The organism is Parafrankia sp. FMc2 (assembly GCF_041008525.1).
Classification (GTDB): domain Bacteria; phylum Actinomycetota; class Actinomycetes; order Frankiales; family Frankiaceae; genus Parafrankia.
Genome location: NZ_JBFLUG010000154.1, coordinates 1 through 15,578 on the forward strand (window position 1 = coordinate 1; position 15,578 = coordinate 15,578).

The 15,578-nt window shown below is 66.2% G+C and carries 14 protein-coding genes; 6 read left to right on the forward strand and 8 right to left on the reverse strand.

Annotated elements, in window-relative coordinates; genetic code table 11:
- Positions 1–398: 398 nt before the first annotated feature.
- Both AB1460_RS30910 and AB1460_RS30915 read right to left on the reverse strand, forming a co-directional pair.
- A complete protein-coding gene (locus AB1460_RS30910; protein WP_368965616.1) occupies positions 399–1,382 on the reverse strand; it encodes a TIGR03621 family F420-dependent LLM class oxidoreductase in 984 nt (327 codons plus the stop codon).
- A complete protein-coding gene (locus tag AB1460_RS30915) occupies positions 1,375–2,124 on the reverse strand; it encodes an SDR family NAD(P)-dependent oxidoreductase (protein WP_368965617.1) in 750 nt (249 codons plus the stop codon). The genes AB1460_RS30910 and AB1460_RS30915 overlap by 8 nt, the downstream gene beginning before the upstream one ends.
- 255 nt (positions 2,125–2,379) lie before the next feature.
- Between AB1460_RS30915 and AB1460_RS30920 the strand changes: the two genes are divergently transcribed.
- The 4 genes from AB1460_RS30920 to AB1460_RS30935 all read left to right on the forward strand — a co-directional run bounded on the left by AB1460_RS30920 (position 2,380) and on the right by AB1460_RS30935 (position 5,607).
- On the forward strand, positions 2,380–3,210 hold the full coding sequence (locus tag AB1460_RS30920; protein ID WP_420497422.1) for a TauD/TfdA dioxygenase family protein: 831 nt from the start codon (positions 2,380–2,382) through the stop codon (positions 3,208–3,210).
- Positions 3,211–3,285: 75 nt separating this feature from the next.
- A complete protein-coding gene (locus tag AB1460_RS30925; protein ID WP_368965619.1) occupies positions 3,286–4,194 on the forward strand; it encodes a TIGR03564 family F420-dependent LLM class oxidoreductase in 909 nt (302 codons plus the stop codon).
- Positions 4,195–4,433: 239 nt separating this feature from the next.
- The gene (locus tag AB1460_RS30930) at positions 4,434–4,991 is read left to right on the forward strand and encodes a nuclear transport factor 2 family protein (protein ID WP_368965620.1); all 558 of its coding nucleotides are present in this window, start codon (positions 4,434–4,436) and stop codon (positions 4,989–4,991) included.
- Between the two features lie 43 nt (positions 4,992–5,034).
- Positions 5,035–5,607 carry a carboxymuconolactone decarboxylase family protein gene (locus AB1460_RS30935; RefSeq protein WP_368965621.1) on the forward strand — a complete coding sequence of 191 codons (573 nt, stop codon included), beginning with the start codon at positions 5,035–5,037 and terminating at the stop codon, positions 5,605–5,607.
- Positions 5,608–5,924: 317 nt separating this feature from the next.
- Here AB1460_RS30935 and AB1460_RS30940 read toward each other — a convergent pair whose 3' ends face one another.
- Positions 5,925–7,214, reverse strand: a complete 1,290-nt coding sequence (locus AB1460_RS30940) for an amidohydrolase family protein (RefSeq protein ID WP_368965622.1) — start codon at positions 7,212–7,214, stop codon at positions 5,925–5,927.
- Positions 7,215–7,312: 98 nt separating this feature from the next.
- Positions 7,313–8,503, reverse strand: coding sequence for a cytochrome P450 (locus AB1460_RS30945; RefSeq protein WP_368965623.1), 1,191 nt, complete (start codon positions 8,501–8,503; stop codon positions 7,313–7,315).
- A gap of 428 nt (positions 8,504–8,931) precedes the next feature.
- Between AB1460_RS30945 and AB1460_RS30950 the strand changes: the two genes are divergently transcribed.
- Positions 8,932–10,146 carry an ABC transporter substrate-binding protein gene (locus AB1460_RS30950; protein WP_368965624.1) on the forward strand — a complete coding sequence of 405 codons (1,215 nt, stop codon included), beginning with the start codon at positions 8,932–8,934 and terminating at the stop codon, positions 10,144–10,146.
- A 228-nt stretch (positions 10,147–10,374) separates the two neighbouring features.
- Here the strand turns inward: AB1460_RS30950 and AB1460_RS30960 are convergent, their stop codons facing one another.
- From AB1460_RS30960 to AB1460_RS30975, 4 genes are all read right to left on the reverse strand, one after another.
- Positions 10,375–11,643 carry an acyl-CoA dehydrogenase family protein gene (locus AB1460_RS30960; RefSeq protein ID WP_368965625.1) on the reverse strand — a complete coding sequence of 423 codons (1,269 nt, stop codon included), beginning with the start codon at positions 11,641–11,643 and terminating at the stop codon, positions 10,375–10,377.
- A gap of 336 nt (positions 11,644–11,979) precedes the next feature.
- Positions 11,980–12,600 (reverse strand): TetR/AcrR family transcriptional regulator, encoded by a 621-nt coding sequence (locus AB1460_RS30965; protein ID WP_368965626.1) that lies wholly within the window; start codon positions 12,598–12,600, stop codon positions 11,980–11,982.
- A gap of 422 nt (positions 12,601–13,022) precedes the next feature.
- Entirely contained in the window at positions 13,023–13,793 is a 771-nt protein-coding gene (locus AB1460_RS30970) for an SDR family NAD(P)-dependent oxidoreductase (protein WP_368965627.1), read from the reverse strand.
- Positions 13,790–14,533, reverse strand: coding sequence for an SDR family NAD(P)-dependent oxidoreductase (locus tag AB1460_RS30975; protein ID WP_368965628.1), 744 nt, complete (start codon positions 14,531–14,533; stop codon positions 13,790–13,792). Before AB1460_RS30975 ends, AB1460_RS30970 begins: the two co-directional genes overlap by 4 nt.
- Before the next feature lie 280 nt (positions 14,534–14,813).
- On the opposite strand from AB1460_RS30975, the gene AB1460_RS30980 reads away from it, so the two are divergent.
- Complete coding sequence (locus AB1460_RS30980) at positions 14,814–15,383, forward strand: VOC family protein (protein ID WP_368965629.1); 570 nt, start codon at positions 14,814–14,816, stop codon at positions 15,381–15,383.
- Positions 15,384–15,578: the final 195 nt, after the last annotated feature.

Here is a 15,578-nt window from a genome sequence, read left to right on the forward strand (position 1 = left end):
TGACCGGCCGCTTCTTCTGCGAACCCACGACACAGTCCTGACCGGCAGAGGGACGGGAAGACCTGCCAGCCCAACCCTCTCACCCAGACACGAAACATGCCAGGACTAAGCGGCGACAGTCTACTAGACCGACGGCTGCTCGATCTCGTCCGGTCCCCTGCGGTGTTCAGGGTGCAGCCGGGGGCTCGGCGCGTGGACGGGGAAGATCCGCGCGACCGAGGCCCCTGACCGGTGCACGCGGTGCTGGCTTCGGGATCTCTCCGCGTCCGAAGCCGCCGACGACGGACCGGGCGCGCCGGCTAGGCCCCACCAACGATGCGCCGGTCACCGCTCCGGCTCGCACGGCCCGCTCCGCGCCGCAGACAACGGATGCGCCACCGCATGATCGACGGGTTTGGCTACCTGCCGCTCAGCCTGGTGACGACAGGCGCGAAATCGTCGATCTGCTTGCGCGGGATGGTGATGTAGCTGACTCCCGTTATGTCGCGGCGTTCCTGCAAGCGATCGATGATTTCCTCCGGCGAGCCGACCAACACATTCGGGTGGTCTCTCAGTACCTCCGGCGTGGCTTCGGGGATGGCCTTGCGCAGGCTGGTTGACCAGCGATCCAAGGAGCGGTCGACGTCGTCGGTCACGGACACCAGGTACGGCGAGCTTTCCAGCTCCAGTGCTGGAAAGCTCGTACCGGCGGCCTCGCGGATCGTGTCGAGGCGCCGTTGTGCCTCTTCTAGCGGCGTGAGTCCGGCGTCGTTCACGGGCTTCCAGCCGACGTTGGCCATGCTGACGATGTCGGCCTCACGTGCGGCCAGGGACAGGACGCGCTTCTTGGAGCCACCGATAAGGATGCGGGGGCGAGGACGTTGGACGGGGAGCGGCAGTCCGGCGTAGCCACTGACCTTGACGTGATCGCCCGCGACGTCGATCGGCTCTCCTGACCAGTGCGCCTTCACGAGGGTGACGACTTCCTCGAGCTTCGAGACGCGCTGAGGAGCCGCGTGGAAGGGGAGGCCCATCGCTTCGTACTCGCCCTGGTTGGTGCCGGCCCCGATGCCGAACTCCAGGCGCCCGTCGGAGAGCAGGTCGAGGGTTGCCGCCTCCTTCGCCAGCACCGCAGGCAGGTGGTAGTCGATGCAGAAGACGCGGCACCCGACGCGCAGCGTGGATGTCCATGCCGCCGCGGCGGCCATGGCTGCGATGGGGGCCAGATGTTGCGGGCGTAGCAGAGTGCGGGCGCTGACCGGCCCGGGACCGATGTAGTGGTCTGCGAGGAACAGGGTCGAGTAGCCGAGGCCCTCGACCCTGCGGGCAAGGTCACGCCACTGGTCAGCGGAGGTTGCGGTGGTGGTCTGAACGGCGAAGCGGAACGGGCGTGTGCTAGGCACAGACGTAGCCGCCGTCGACGGGAAGAGCCACCCCGGTGACGAAGGACGACTCGTCGCTCGCGAGGAAGATCGCGGCCGCTGCCAGCTCGCTGGAAAGACCCCACCGGCGCATCGGCTGAGGAGGCGCCGGGGCCTCGGCGGGCGGTTCCGAGTGCTCTCTTGAGTCCGGCACTAATCCGGTCCAGGTCATTCCTGGGCAGAGGGCGTTGACTCGAACGCCTTTGTCTGCGAAGTCGAGCGCCACAGCCTTGGTCATCTGGATGACGCCGCCCTTGGATGCGCCGTACACGGCGTTCTTTTTCCATCCGACCAGTCCGGCCGCCGACGCAGTGTTGACCACGGAGCCTCCGCCGTTGCGGAGCATGGCCCGAATGCCATACTTCATCCCAAGGAAAACGCCTTTGAGGTTCACGTCGAGGACACGGTCGTAGTCCTCCTCTGTCTGCTCGGTGATGAGCAGCTTGGAACCGCCGATACCAGCATTGTTGAAGAGGATGTCGAGCTTCCCGAAACGGTCCTCCGTGATAGCGACCATCCGCTCGACGTCTGCGGCAACCGCGACATCGACGTGAACCGCCACTCCAGCCTCACCGATCTCGTCGGCGGTTCGCTCTTCATCGCCGCTGAAATCTGCGCAGATGACCTTCGCCCCCTCCGCGGCGAAGAGGCTGGCACTCGCGTGCCCTATGCCTGAACCGGCTCCCGTAATGATCGCAACCTTGCCATCGAGTCGCCCTCCCATATGATCGATCCCTCCGCTGACACACGTCGCTCTGACGGCCGAGCGCAATCGCCTGACCGCCAAGAAGATGTTGGACAACCGAATAGTATGTGACCTATGGTACGTTCGTACAGCATGGACGGTCAGGGCTGCATCCGGGGCCGCGGCCGGGAGCGGTCCGGCCTGCCTTTGCTCGTAGGAGGGCGAGGTGAGAACGCACCGGATCGGCGCACGGATCTTGCACCTCTGAGAGAGCCGGAGGAAGTCGTGTCCCTCGTGACCACCAAGCTTGCGCCGAAGATCGGTGTCGAGATCACAGGACTCACGGGTCGAGAGCTCGTGGACCGTAAGGCTGCGGACGACTGTCAAGCGGCTTTAGATCAATATGGCGTCGTCGTGTACCGGGAAGTCCACATCAACGACGATGATCTGGTCGGTTTCAGCCGCCTGCTGGGTGAGGTCGTCATACCCAAGGTCAACGATCCCGGCGAGCATCCCGAAATCGCCACGATCACCCTTGACCCGACGAAGAGCGTGTTGGCTGGCTATCGCCAGGGAAACTTCCTGTGGCACATCGACGGCGCCACCGACGACCTCCCCCAGAAAGGGACGTTACTCACCGCCCACGAAGTCGATCCCGCTGGCGGTGACACCGAGTTCGCCAACACCTACGCCGCGTACGATGCACTCTCCGACGAGGACAAGACGCACATTGCCGACCTGCGGGTGGTCCACAGCTTCGCCGCCGCCCAGCGCATCGCCTATCCCGACGCCACGGACAAGCAGCAGGCCGAGTGGGCCAGGGTGCCCCCGCGAGTGCACCCGCTCGTGTGGACCCGACAGAGTGGGCGCAGGTCACTGCTTGTCGGGGCGACGGCGGGCGAGGTGGTCGGTTGGCCGGCCGACCGAGGCAGGGAGCTCTTGGACCGTCTGCTCGCGTGGTCGACGCAGCCGCAGTTCTCCCTCCGGCATCACTGGCGCCGCGGCGATCTCGTGATCTGGGACAACACCGGGATGCTCCATCGCGCGCTGCCCTTCCAGCCGACATCCCGCCGCCTGATGCATCGCACCACGCTGGTGGGCCAGGAACTCGTCACCGCCGCCTGAAACAACGACACCGGGCCAACGTATCGGTCGGTGCCCGGTCATGAGGCGACGCACTTCGCTGAAAGGTCACGCCACGTGAAGATCGGCCTGACAGGACGGCCGGCGACGGTCGAAAAACTGGTCCAGTACGTCAAGGCCGCCGAGCGGGACGGCTTCAGCTCCGTCTGGCTCGACAGTACGGCCCTGGGTGACCCACTTGCCGCGATGGCGGTCGCGGGGCGGGAGACCTCCACGATCGAGTTGGGGACCGCGGTTCTGCAGACATATCCCTGCCATCCCGTCCTCCAGGCGAACCGTGCCGCCGCGGCCGCGGCGGCGATGGGGCGGCCCGGCTTCACCCTGGGCATCGGACCCTCGCACAAACCCCTGGTCAGCGGCATGTACGGCCTGTCGTACGAACACCCCGGTCGCAACACGGAGGAGTACCTCCGCATCCTCGGGGGACTGCTCCGCGGGAAGACAGTGACCTTCGAAGGCTCGGACTGGACCGCACGAGGCGCACGGGTGCCGATGGAGCAACCGGTGCCGGTGCTCCTGGCCGCGCTTGGGCCGCGGCTACTGCGAGTCGCCGGCGAGCAGGCCGACGGGGCCGTCCTCTTCCTGGCGGCGGCGCGGGCGATCGAGACCCATGTCGCGCCCCGGCTCCGGGCCGCGGCGTCAGCCGCAGGGCGACCCGAGCCACGGATCGTCGCCGGCCTGCCGGTGGCAGTCCATGACGACATCACCGAGGCCCGCGCCGCGACCGCCACGACATCGGGGGTTTACGAGAGCCTGCCGAACTACCGCCGGATCATGGAGATCGGCGGCGCCCAGAGCCCGGCCGACGCAGCCATCCTCGGTGACGAGAAGAGCGTGACCCGTCAGTTGCAGGGTCTGCTTGATGCAGGCGCCACCGACATCCAGGTGTTCGTCGTGCCGGTCGGCACGGATCGCCGGGCGTCCCGGCAGCGCACGATGGACCTGCTCGCCTCCCTCACAGGCTGACGATGCCCGGGTGGGAAGCACCGGTACGACCAAGGGATCTCGGATACTCGGCCACCGAACGATCGGAGTCAGACACACAGGGGCGTAACGCGGAGCAGCGGGGTTTGACCGACTCTCACCAAGGCGTTATACAGACGTACAGCAGAGTTGTTGCCTCGTCTGGCTCCAGAGCCGGAGCCGGTGACTCCGAGGCTGCACCGGCCGATGAGGCGTGACTGCTACGACGAGGGAGGACGATCATGTCCGTCGAGGATGAGCTCACAGAACTTCGCCGTGAGCTCCGATACGTCACGGACCGCATGGCGATTCTCGACTGCGTCATGAAGCAGTCACGCGGTCACGACCGCCATGACATCGAGCTGATGACGAGCGTTTACCACGACGATGGAGTCGACGAGCACGGACCCGTCGTGAAACTTGGCCCCGACTACGGCGAGTACGCCAACCGGGCGCACTCCTCAGTCTTCATCGATCACCTGCACAACATCACCACGCATACCTGTGAGATCGACGGCGACCAGGCGCACTGCGAAAGCTACGTCATCGGTGCCATGCGTTCCCGTGACGGCAAGAGCGTGCACCTCTTCGGAGGCCGATACCTCGATCGAGTCGAGCGGCGCGACGGCGAATGGAAGATCGCGCTGCGACGATGCACCCTCGAATGGACGATGAACGGCGATACATCACTCCTCTCTTCCGGCGCGTTCGCCGGCTTCATCAAGGGCACGTGGGACAAGAACGATCCCTCATACGCGCGGCCCCTGGACCTGGAGAAGACTCCGGTCGAGAAGTGGTGAGGATGCTGGGCTCCGCGCATCATCGACGGAAGGACCGATGAACATGGCTCGAATTGAGCCCCTCCCCGCCAAGAAATGGCCGGCCGAGATGCGGGAAGCATTAACCGCCCTCGTGCCACCCGCGCCCCGCCACACCCGGTCCGTCCAGGAGGGCGCACCGAAGGCCCGCAACGCCCTCGGAACGTTCGCGCACCATCCAGACCTGGCGCGGGCGTTCTTCACCCTCAACGGTCATGTGCTGCTGGCGACCACCCTCGCCCAGCGGCAGACGGAACTGCTGGTCCTGCGAGTCGCGGCGCGCCGCACATGCGACTACGTGTGGGCGCAGCACGTCCTCGTCGGTCGCGACGCCGGGCTGACCGACGAGGAGATCGAAAGGATCACCCAGGGACCGGCCGATCCATCGTGGAGCCCGTTCGACGCTGCGCTGCTGCGCGCCGTGGACGAGCTGCTCGACGCCGGCGCGATCGGTGACGAGACGTGGACCGCGCTGACCGCCGAACTCGACACCCAGCAGCTTATGGACCTTATCTTCACAGTCGGAGCCTTCGAGGCGTCCGCCTTCCTGATGAACTCCTTCGCCTTTGACCTCGACGACGACCTACGACCTACCTGATCAAGCAACAGCTGCGTCTGTCGCGTCGAAGAAGGCCGTGCTCCTCGCTGGCGCTGTGCAGACAGTCAAAGCCTGCCTGGGCCCGTGACCTGGCGCGAGGTGGCGAGGCGGGGCTGGCGCCATCATGGCCAGCTGTGTCCGACGTGTGCCCCATCCGATCTTCCCATCAGAGGGTATGGCTGGCTGATCCTGCCCGGCCGTTCGTCAGCGTCCCAGGACCTCCAGGTGCGGGTCTTGGGCACGCGGTCGCCGTAGGGCGACCGCGTGCCAACCGAAGGGGCTTGTACCAGCGTCGGATTCGACCGACAGAGGTCCGGCTACCGCTCGGGCGCGGAGGCTGCCATCGCCTGGTAGGCCGTGAGCTTCTCGCCGCGTTCGTAGGTGCGGCGGCTGAGTGCGCGGACGGACACGTCGTGCCCCTCGGCTTGGGCCCGCAGCGCCCCGACCGTGGCCTGCTCCCGCGGGAGGTGGGCGAAGGGGTTGAAGGAATACCAGCGCAGGGCGTTCTCGTAGGTCATCTTGTTGATCTCCGGGTCCGAGACGGCGAGCCGGTCCATCACCGAGCCGAGCTCCTCCGGGGCACCTGGCCACATCGAGTCGCTGTGTGGGTAGTCGCACTCCCAGGCGATGTTGTCGATGCCGATGCGGTGGCGAAGCTCGACTCCGAGCGGGTCGCTGATAAAGCAGGTCAGGAAGTGCTCGCGGAACACCTCGGACGGGAGCCGGCCGCCGAAGTCCTGCATCGTCCAGGTGGCGTGCATGTCGAAGGTGCGGTCGACCCGCTCCAGGAAGTAGGGGATCCACCCCGTCCCGCCCTCGGACAGCGCGATCCTGATGTCGGGGAAGTTCTTGAGCACCGGTGACCACAGCAGGTCGGCGGCGGCCGAGACGATGTTCATCGGTTGGAGGGTGATCAGCACGTCGGGTGGCGAATCGGGGGCGGGGATGGTCAGCTGGCCCGACGAGCCGATGTGTATCGACAGCACGGTGTTCGTGTCGCACACTGCCTGCCACAGCGGGTTCCAGTAGGCGTCGTGGAAGCTGGGATATCCCAGCGCGGCGGGGTTCTCGGTGAAGGTCAGCGAATGGCATCCCTTCGCGGCGACCCGGCGCACTTCGGCCGCGCACAGCTCGGCGTCCCAGATGACCGGCAGTGCCATCGGGATGAACCGGCCCGGGTGCGCGCCGCACCACTCGTCGAGGTGCCAGTCGTTGTACGCCCGTACCAGCGCGAGGGAGAAGTCCGGGTCCTCGGTGGCGAACAGCCGGGCGGCGAAACCGGGGAACGACGGGAAGTTCATCGACGCGAGGACGCCGCCCGCGTTCATGTCCTTGATCCGCTCGTCCACCTGGTAGCACCCCGGACGGATCTCGTCTAAGCCCTGTGGCTCGAGTCCGTACTCCTCCTTGGGCCGGCCTGCCACCGCGTTGAGGGCGACGTTGGGGATCACCGTGTCCCGGAACCTCCACGCGTCGGCACCGCCGGGCAGGCTCACCACGCGCGGGGCGTCCGCCCGGTACCGCTCCGGAAGGTGGTTCGCGAACATGTCGGGCGGTTCGATGATGTGATCGTCGATGCTGACAAGGATCATGTCGTCGTGGCGCATGGTGGCCCTTTCGATGGTCCTGGAAGTCGACCGGGCAGCGGGTCGCGAGGCCGGGGCACCCGTCGTGGTGTGGGAGCTTGTGGGTCAGCCGTGCCGGGTCAGTCGACGATTGCCGGCATGGAGTCCCAGCCGCGCACCGTCGTGGTGGGTTTCCGGCGGGCCTGGGCCATGTCGAGGTCCCATTCGGGGAAGCGGTTGAGTACCTCGTCGAGGGCGATGCGTCCCTCAAGGCGGGCGAGCGCGGCACCGAGGCAGAAGTGCGCGCCGACACCGAAGGTCACGTGTTGGCTGATGGAGCGGTGGATGTCGAAGCGGTCAGGGTCGGTGAACTGACGCTCGTCGCGGTTGGCCGACGACAGCATGAGCAGCAGCGCGCTTCCGGCCGGGACCGTCTGTCCGTGGTACTCGACGTCCTCGGTGACATAGCGTGCGACGTGCGGGCCGGGCGGCTCGAAGCGCAGCAGCTCCTCGATCGCGTTCGGAATGAGTGAGCGGTCGGAGACGATCTGCCGGCGCTGGTCGGGATGTTCGGCGAGGACCTTGCCAAGCCAGCCGAACAGGTTGCCCGTGGTCTCGACCCCGGCACCCGCGATCACGGCGAGGAAGATCAGGATTTCTTCTTTGGTCAGCCGCCGGGTGGTACCCGCGACGTCCTCGAACTCGACGTTGAGCAGGTCGGTGATGAGGTCGTCAGAGGGATTTTTTTCCCGCCAGGCGAGGTAGTCGGCGTAGAAGTCGCCGTCGAAGTATTTGTCCTTGGTGACCGTCAGCGGCTTGCCCCGCTCGTTGCGCAGCCCGCGCTGCGCGTGGTCGCGCACCGTCGGCTGTTCCGCGTCGGGGATGCCGACGAGCATGCCGATCGCGCGCATCGGCAGTTCATCACCGAGGTCGGCCACGAAGTCGAACCGGTCGGATCCCACGAGGGGCTCCAGGCAGGCGACACAGAAGGCTCGGATCTTGTCCTCGAGCGCCTTCATCTTTCGCGGAGTGAAGGCGCGGGACACCAGGACGCGGTGCACCGTGTGCAGCGGCGGATCCTCGTTGATGAAAACTCCGGATGGCATGACGGGGTCGGCCTTGATGACCTCGAGGATGTCTCCCTTCGCAGAGCTGAGGTGCTTCAGATCCTTCAGGGCAGCCCCAACGTCAGTGAAGCGGCTCAGGCCCCAGAAATCGAGGCGGTCGTTGTAGTAGAGCGGCTCCTCGTCCCGCAGCCGCCGGTAGGTGGGGTACGGGTCGACATCAATGTCGACGTCGTACGGATCATAGTAAAGATCACTCTTGGTCATCGCCCCTCCTTGCGCGGCCTATACAGATGTATAACACTGTGCCGTACATCCGTACAGGGGTTGCGGGGTGGCCCAGCTGTTATCCGACGGCCAGCGGTCGTGCCACGCGAACGGAGGAGCAGTCGAATCGGGCGACGGTCATGACCGGGAACGCGTCCGCGCTTGCCTGCCGATCGGCAAGCACCAGGCAGGCCAGGTGCGACAGACGATGCGCTACTTGACCTGGACGGCCCGCGAGGCGAGGAGCCGCGGTCCTATCCCAGGCCGCTGCGAGATCACAACAAAGACGACAGCGCCCGGCAGGCATCACCCTGCCGGGCTGACGACTCTGGGGGCAGAACAGCATGTGGAAGTCACTGCACTCGATCGACCGATCGTCACGAGATCGGAGACGACGCCGCTCGGCAGGCGCACTCTTAGCCGCACCCATGGCCATGCTCATGTTCGCCACCGCATGCGGGTCCGACGACTCCGGAACCTCCCCATCGGTGGACCCCGCGGCGAACGCCGACGCACTCGGACCGGTAGCACAGGCCACGGGCGCTCCCGTCAAGATTGGAGTGATCTCTGACGGGCGGTCCGCCGCGATCGACAACTCCATCCAGTTCGACGTTGCCGAAGCCACTGCCAGCTACCTCAATGAGCGCCGCTCGGGCATCGGCGGTCGACCCATCGAACTGGTGGAGTGCGAGACGCTGGCGGATCCGGCCAAGGGTGCCGACTGCGCGAACCAGATGATCGAAGAAGATGTGGTGGCCGTAACCGTCGCCGAGTCAGGCGTCGCCGAGAGCGTGTGGCAACCGTTGGCGGACGCGAACACACCGGTGATGTTCTTCGCCGCAGGAAGCCCAGCGCTCCTGGCTGACACGGGATCGACCTTCGCCCTGAGCGATCCGACGTTCGCGGTGCTTCAGCTACCGATCGATCTCGCGAAGGACAAGGGCATCAGGAAGGTCACCGCCGTCGTGATCGACGTGCCCGCGGCGCTCGACATCCAGCAGAACGTCGCACCCAAGGTGTTCGAGGAGGCGGGCCTCGACTACGAACTCGTACGAGTGCCACCTGGCACCGCCGACATGACACCGCAGATGCAGCGTGCCGTCGACGGAGACCCCAGGCTCGTGTTCGTCGTGGGGAACGACTCCTTCTGCATCAGCGCGCTCAACGGGCTGAAGGCGGTCGGGTACGACGGCCAGATCAGCGCCATCTCGCAGTGCATCACAGACGCGACCCGCAAAGCCGTCCCCACGGACGTGCTCGCTGAGATGGTTGTCGCCGCCCTCGCACCGGCCGGCGGAACCGATCCGTCCGCCGTCCTCTACCAGGCCGCGATGGAAACCTACGGAAGGAACATCGACATCGACTCGACGACCGGCAGGAGCATGTTCATGACCCTCGCCGGTCTCCAGGCGGCGCTGCAGGGCATCTCAGGCGACATCACCCCGGACACGGTGATCTCCACCATCAAGGCGATGCCGGAGACGGAGCTGCCGGGCGCGGCAGGGTTGCGGTTCCGGTGCAACGGAAAGGCCAGCCCTCAATCTCCGGCGGCCTGCGTGCGGGGTGGGCTGTCCACCACATTGGATGACCAGGGTCGGCCCACCGTTTTCGAGGTACGCGGGGCTTCGCCGATCCCGAACTGAACGGTAACAACCTCGACCGGCCGGCGCGCCGGCCGGTCGAGGTTGTTACGGACATGCCGTCCGCCGATCTACGGGTCCTTGGCGAGCTGCTGCCTGAAGCCTGCCATGGGGATGCCCCGTGGGAGCAACCGGAGCGGTGCCGGTGCCGAACCATGTCTGTTGCTGGAGTGACCGGTACAGCAGGAAGTGATGGTACCGATCGACGTAGGCACGTGGGGGAACAGCTTGTTATGAGCGGGGGGACGGTCCGCGGGGAATATCGCGGAAGGCGCGGTCACGATCGAGGGAGGGTTCACGAGGCATGCCGAGCACACGCTCGCTGATGACGTTGCGGGCCATCTCGGTGGTGCCGCCGCCTATACAGGCGGTCTGCCGCACGAGGAAATCGATGCCGCGGCCCGCCACCGCGCCGTCGTCGTCCGTCCAGGCCACCCCGGCGCCACCCGCAAGATCGAAAGCGATCGTCATCGTCCGGGCCATCGCGACCCCGTGGAAGAGCCGTCCGACGGCCGCGGCCTGGTCGGGCATCCGCCCGATCGTCATGCCCCGGGCGATCCGCTGCTGCAGGGCCTGCTCGACAACCTCGAGCATGCGCCCCTCACCGATGAGGTCACGCGCGCCGGGGTCGGGAAGCCGCCCGGCGTCCCGGGCGACGTCGACGAGGAGCGCGGCGTCCACGCCGGTCTGGCTCCAGCCGGCCGGAACCGTGACGTACGGCGAGTTGTACAGCATTCGTTCGTGGAACATCCAGCGGGTGCCCACCGTCCAGCCGCCGTCGATCGCGCCGATCCGGTCGGAGTCGGGTACCCGGACGTCGGTGAGGAACTCCTGGCAGAACTCCCGGTTGCCATTGATCATTTCGATTCGATGCACCTGGACGCCCTCGCCGCGTAGCGGGAGGAGGAACACCGTCAGTCCGCGGTGCTTGGGCACGTCCCAGTCGGTGCGGGCCAGACACAGCGCCCAGTCCGCCAGCCAGGCGCCACTCGTCCAGATCTTGGATCCGTTGATGATCCAGTCGTCGCCGTCCCGCACGGCACTGGTCAGCGCGGAGGCGACGTCCGACCCGCCGCTGGGCTCGGACAGCAGCTGCATCCAGATCTCCTCGCCCTTGAGGATGGCGGGCAGGTGCCGCTGCTTCTGCTCTTCGGTGCCGAACTCGAGCAGCACCGCCGCGCACGGCGCGAACGTCGGCGCCTGGATCTCGACCGGGCACTCGTACCCGGTGATCTCCTCGTTGAAGGCCCGCTGGTGGGCCGGGGTCAAACCTTGCCCGCTGTATTCTCGCGGGAAGCAGATCCCCGCGAATCCGGCGTCGAACAGAATCCGCTGAATTTCTCGTTCCCGAGCCATCACGGCTAATGCTTCCCCGTCGCCGATCACGTTGGCGGCCAGGCCGGAGATCTCGTTCGGCTCGACGGGACGCAGGTTGGCCCGGATCCAGGCGCGGGCCCGGAGCCGGAAGTCATCGATGGTCTCGAAATCATCCTTGGTCATGCCTACTCTTCCCACGATTCAAGGCGGCGGCCAGGCCGGCACCTTCGTCTCCAGGTACTGTTCGAAACCCGCGACCCCATTCTGCCGCTCGAGGCCGCTGTTCTTGTAGCCACCTAACGGCGGATCGACGCCAAAGGGTTCCCGTCGCATCGCCGAGGGTGATCTACCGTGACTGCCGAACCGAAGATTTTTTCTTGACGGTGGCCATCGAGTTTTCGACGTTGGTGGGAAAACCTCATTACCCTTCCATGGGGAGCGGAATAACGCCGGAAACCACGCTGAAGTTCGACAAAAGATGCAGAAGAAATTTTCATCAGACACCCGCGAGGGCGTCAGTTACATGTCCGATTCCCGGCTCGCCGTGTTCTCGGGCCCCGTCCGGGGTTCGACCTTGTCCAGGTAGCGCTCGACAAAATTGATCGTCTCCGCGTGAGACGTCGACATGCCGACCGACTGCTCCATGATAACCATCCGTGGGCTACTGGTCACCAAAAAGACGAGTACCTCAGCCGGGATCTTGTCCAGCGGAACCGTGTAGTCGTTCGACGATCTCGACAGCGCCTCAAGCGCCAACTCGCGAACCTTCTCACCGACGGCGGCGATCTCAGCCCGGATTTTTTTGCGGTGGTTCGCCAGGGCCGTGAGCTCCGTTATCAGGGCGCCGGCGGTCCAGTTGTTCGAGAACTCCCAGAGCGCTCGCAGGGGATGATCCGTCCGGAGCGCCTCGACCAACATCCCCAAGGTCTGTTCTGTCCGACGCCGAACCAGGGCAAGAAAAAGATCGTCCAGCGTCGGGAAATAGTACTGCACCAATCCGGATGCCACCCCGGCCCGGGATGCCACCCCGCGGTACGTCACCGCCGCGTACCCCTCGCTGAGCATGAGCTTCTCGGCAGTGTCCAACAACGCCGCGCGTGTCTTCGACGTTTCCGTACCAACCCGGCGGGGCGTCGTCATCTGGGCCTTCCAGGGCAGTGTCACAGGGTGGCGCACCCGACGCGCGCCGCCCAGCGTCGACCTCGACTGTCCGTGGTCGTCAAACTTCTGGTGCCTCTCTACCAGAACCGAGTCATCGACGACAGTGGGCCGGGTCTTCCGAAGGCGGCTGACCCGGCACCGGGACGGACCGCCGTGTCGGGTGGGCAGAGGTCGAGCGGTCCTGGAGCGCTGCCACGGGGACACAACTCGACGTTGGTCGGGCCCGGATCGGACCGGTCCCTGTTCTCGTTGGACCAGCCCATCCACGGCTGCACTGGCGTCGCACCAGCGATGACCTCGCACGTGCCACCCCTGTAGGTCAGACCGCTTCTTCATGAACGGCTTCCTTGTCGGGCATGTGGCGCTGATCAGCATAGGTCCCCAGCGGATACGCGAAGGCCTCAGACCCCAGCTGGGCCAGGGCCGCCATGGACATAGAGGGTTTGGCCGGAGCAGAAACTGGCGGCGTCGGAGGCGAAGAACAGGACGGCGTTGCCGATCTCGTCGGGTTCCCCGAGGCGGCCCGAGGCGTTGGTCAGGCCGATCGCCTCCGGGTCGAGCCCATAGCGGGCGGCGTCGTCGGTCAGGGTGGCGGCCCGGACAGCTCCGACGGCGATGGCGTTGACCCGGATCCCCTTACCGGTCCAGGCGGCGGCCATGGAGCGGGTGAGGCTGTTGACCCCGGCCTTCGCCGCAGCATAAGGCGCGGCCTGTGGCATCGCGAGGAGGCTGGCGCCGGAGGAGATGTTCACGATCACTCCTCTGCCCTGCTGAAGCATCGGAATCGAGGCTGCCCGGGAGAGGAACCACACGCTGCCGAGGTTGAGCGCCAGGACCTGGTGCCACTCCTCCTCAGTCCATCGCCGGATCGACTTCGTCTCCGCACCGCCGGCGCAGTTGACGAGGATGTCGAGCCGCCCGAACTCTGCCACCGTGGTGTCGACGAGCTGCTGGCACTGCTGCGGGCTGGTCACGTCCGTCGGCAGCGCCAGCGCTCGGCGGCCCGCCGCCTGAACCTCCTTGACTGTGGCCTCCAGCGGCTCCACCCGGCGCCCGGCGAGCACAACGTCGACGCCGTACTCGGCGAGCGCGAGCGCCGCGCCCCGGCCGATACCCGTGCCCCCGCCGGTGATGACGGCGATCTGGCCCTTGAGCGCAAACCGATCGCTCATGTGACTGCTCCTCCATTGACAGCGATGACCTGACCGGTGAGGTAGCCGGCCTCCTCGGTGCACAGGAACGCGCAGACCGCGGCGATGTCGTCACCTGTGCCGAGCCGGCCGGCCGGGATCATCCGTGCCAGTGTCTCGGCTTTCGGTAGGTACTTCGCCTGCTGCATGCTGCGCAGCAGCGGCGTGTCGGCGGTGAACGGCGGGATCGTGTTCACCGTGATCCCCTTGGCGGCTAACTCGAGCGCGAGCGCTTTGGTAAGTGCGATGACGCCGCCCTTCGACGCCGCGTAGTGCGCCTGCCGGGCCGCACCGGTCTGGCCCGCCGCGGACGAGATGGTGACGATCCGGCCCCAGCCGGCAGCCACCATGTCCACGGCCGCCGCCTGCACACAGGTGAACGTCCCCGTCAGGTTGACCTCGATGGTCCGCAACCAGTCGTCGATAGTCAGGTCCACGAAAGGCACGAACCCGGAGACACCGGCGCTGGTCACAAGGATCCCGACCGGCCCGAGTTCGGCACGCACCGCGTCGAACGCCGTGGCGACCGAGGCCCGGTCGGCCACGTCCACCCCGACCGCTACTGCCTTAGTTCCCTGCGACCGCAGGCCGGCAGCCACCCGCTCGGCGGCGTCGACGTCCTGGTCAAGTACGCCCACGTCCCGCCCCTGCCGGGCGAGATGCTCACAGATCGACAGGCCCAACCCCGACGCACCGCCGGTCACAACAGCGACATGACTCAACTACGCCTCCTCATTTGCGTTCCCGCGGAGGCCCAGGGCCCGCGCCCCGCGGTCACGGGCCGGGGTTTCAAGATCCCCGGCTTTCCAGCAGCAGTAGCCCTGTACGTACGTACAGCGCGATGCTATACGTTTGTACGACAATGTCCAGAGGGAGCAGTGAGCCAGCCGGCGTCCTCACAGCTCAGGGATCGCCCGAGAGGAAGCCCACCGGCCGACACCAGCACAGCGCGCGGCCGATCCGACGTCGGCCGCCGTCGGATCAAAGAACAGGGAGCTCACAATGTCCGAAGCACCAGAGCAAGTCGATGGCGCCGTGGCCGTATCCCACATCGGCCTCTGCGTGTCCGACTTCGATCGATCGATCCGTTTTTACACGGAAGGGCTGGGGTTTCACCTCGCCGAGAAGTTCGACATCGGCGACTCTCTAGCCCAGCTAGCTGAAGTACCGCCGCCCATACGCTGCCGATCTCAGATGATCGTCAATGGCCAGACGAAGTTGGAATTACTCGACTGGAAGACGCCGAGGCCAGAGGGCGCGGCCCTGGTGACGCGGCGGCAGATCGGATTCACCCATCTGTCGGTCTACGTCAAGGATCTGACCGCGGCCGAGGCACGCCTGGTGGCGCTTGGCGCGACGCCGATCGAGTACACCCGAACTCATATTCCGATGCGCGGCGGCGCGATGGACGTGCTTTTCCTGGCAGACCCCGACGGAATCCGCATCGAACTGGTTCAGGTGACAAGCCCCGCTACAGATCTTGAATGGTCGGGGTCTGGCTACGGCGGTTCCGGGTCGATGATCAGCTCGGTCTGGCCGAGGAAGCCGGCGATCAGGTCGGGCCGGTACTGAACGCGCTTGAGCAGGGTCTTGATCGTGGTGGTGAGCTGGTCGACGGTGACCGGGAGTGTCTGATCAACGGCTCTGGTGCACATTCGGTGGTGACGGACGGTTAGCATTCGTGCGACCTGCCAGGCGTGGTGAAGCGCTTGGCAATACGGACATTCTGGGGCGTCGCCTCTGTGGTGACTGGCGGGTTCGACGCGC

Coding starts and splice junctions, on each gene's coding strand:
- AB1460_RS30945 (WP_368965623.1), bottom strand. CDS start 8,503: ATGACCAAGAGTGATCTTTACTATGATCCGTACGACGTCGACATTGAT.
- AB1460_RS30915 (WP_368965617.1), bottom strand. CDS start 2,124: ATGGGAGGGCGACTCGATGGCAAGGTTGCGATCATTACGGGAGCCGGT.
- AB1460_RS30930 (WP_368965620.1), top strand. CDS start 4,434: ATGTCCGTCGAGGATGAGCTCACAGAACTTCGCCGTGAGCTCCGATAC.
- AB1460_RS30935 (WP_368965621.1), top strand. CDS start 5,035: ATGGCTCGAATTGAGCCCCTCCCCGCCAAGAAATGGCCGGCCGAGATG.
- AB1460_RS30940 (WP_368965622.1), bottom strand. CDS start 7,214: ATGCGCCACGACGACATGATCCTTGTCAGCATCGACGATCACATCATC.
- AB1460_RS30980 (WP_368965629.1), top strand. CDS start 14,814: ATGTCCGAAGCACCAGAGCAAGTCGATGGCGCCGTGGCCGTATCCCAC.
- AB1460_RS30950 (WP_368965624.1), top strand. CDS start 8,932: ATGGCCATGCTCATGTTCGCCACCGCATGCGGGTCCGACGACTCCGGA.
- AB1460_RS30960 (WP_368965625.1), bottom strand. CDS start 11,643: ATGACCAAGGATGATTTCGAGACCATCGATGACTTCCGGCTCCGGGCC.
- AB1460_RS30970 (WP_368965627.1), bottom strand. CDS start 13,793: ATGAGCGATCGGTTTGCGCTCAAGGGCCAGATCGCCGTCATCACCGGC.
- AB1460_RS30965 (WP_368965626.1), bottom strand. CDS start 12,600: ATGACGACGCCCCGCCGGGTTGGTACGGAAACGTCGAAGACACGCGCG.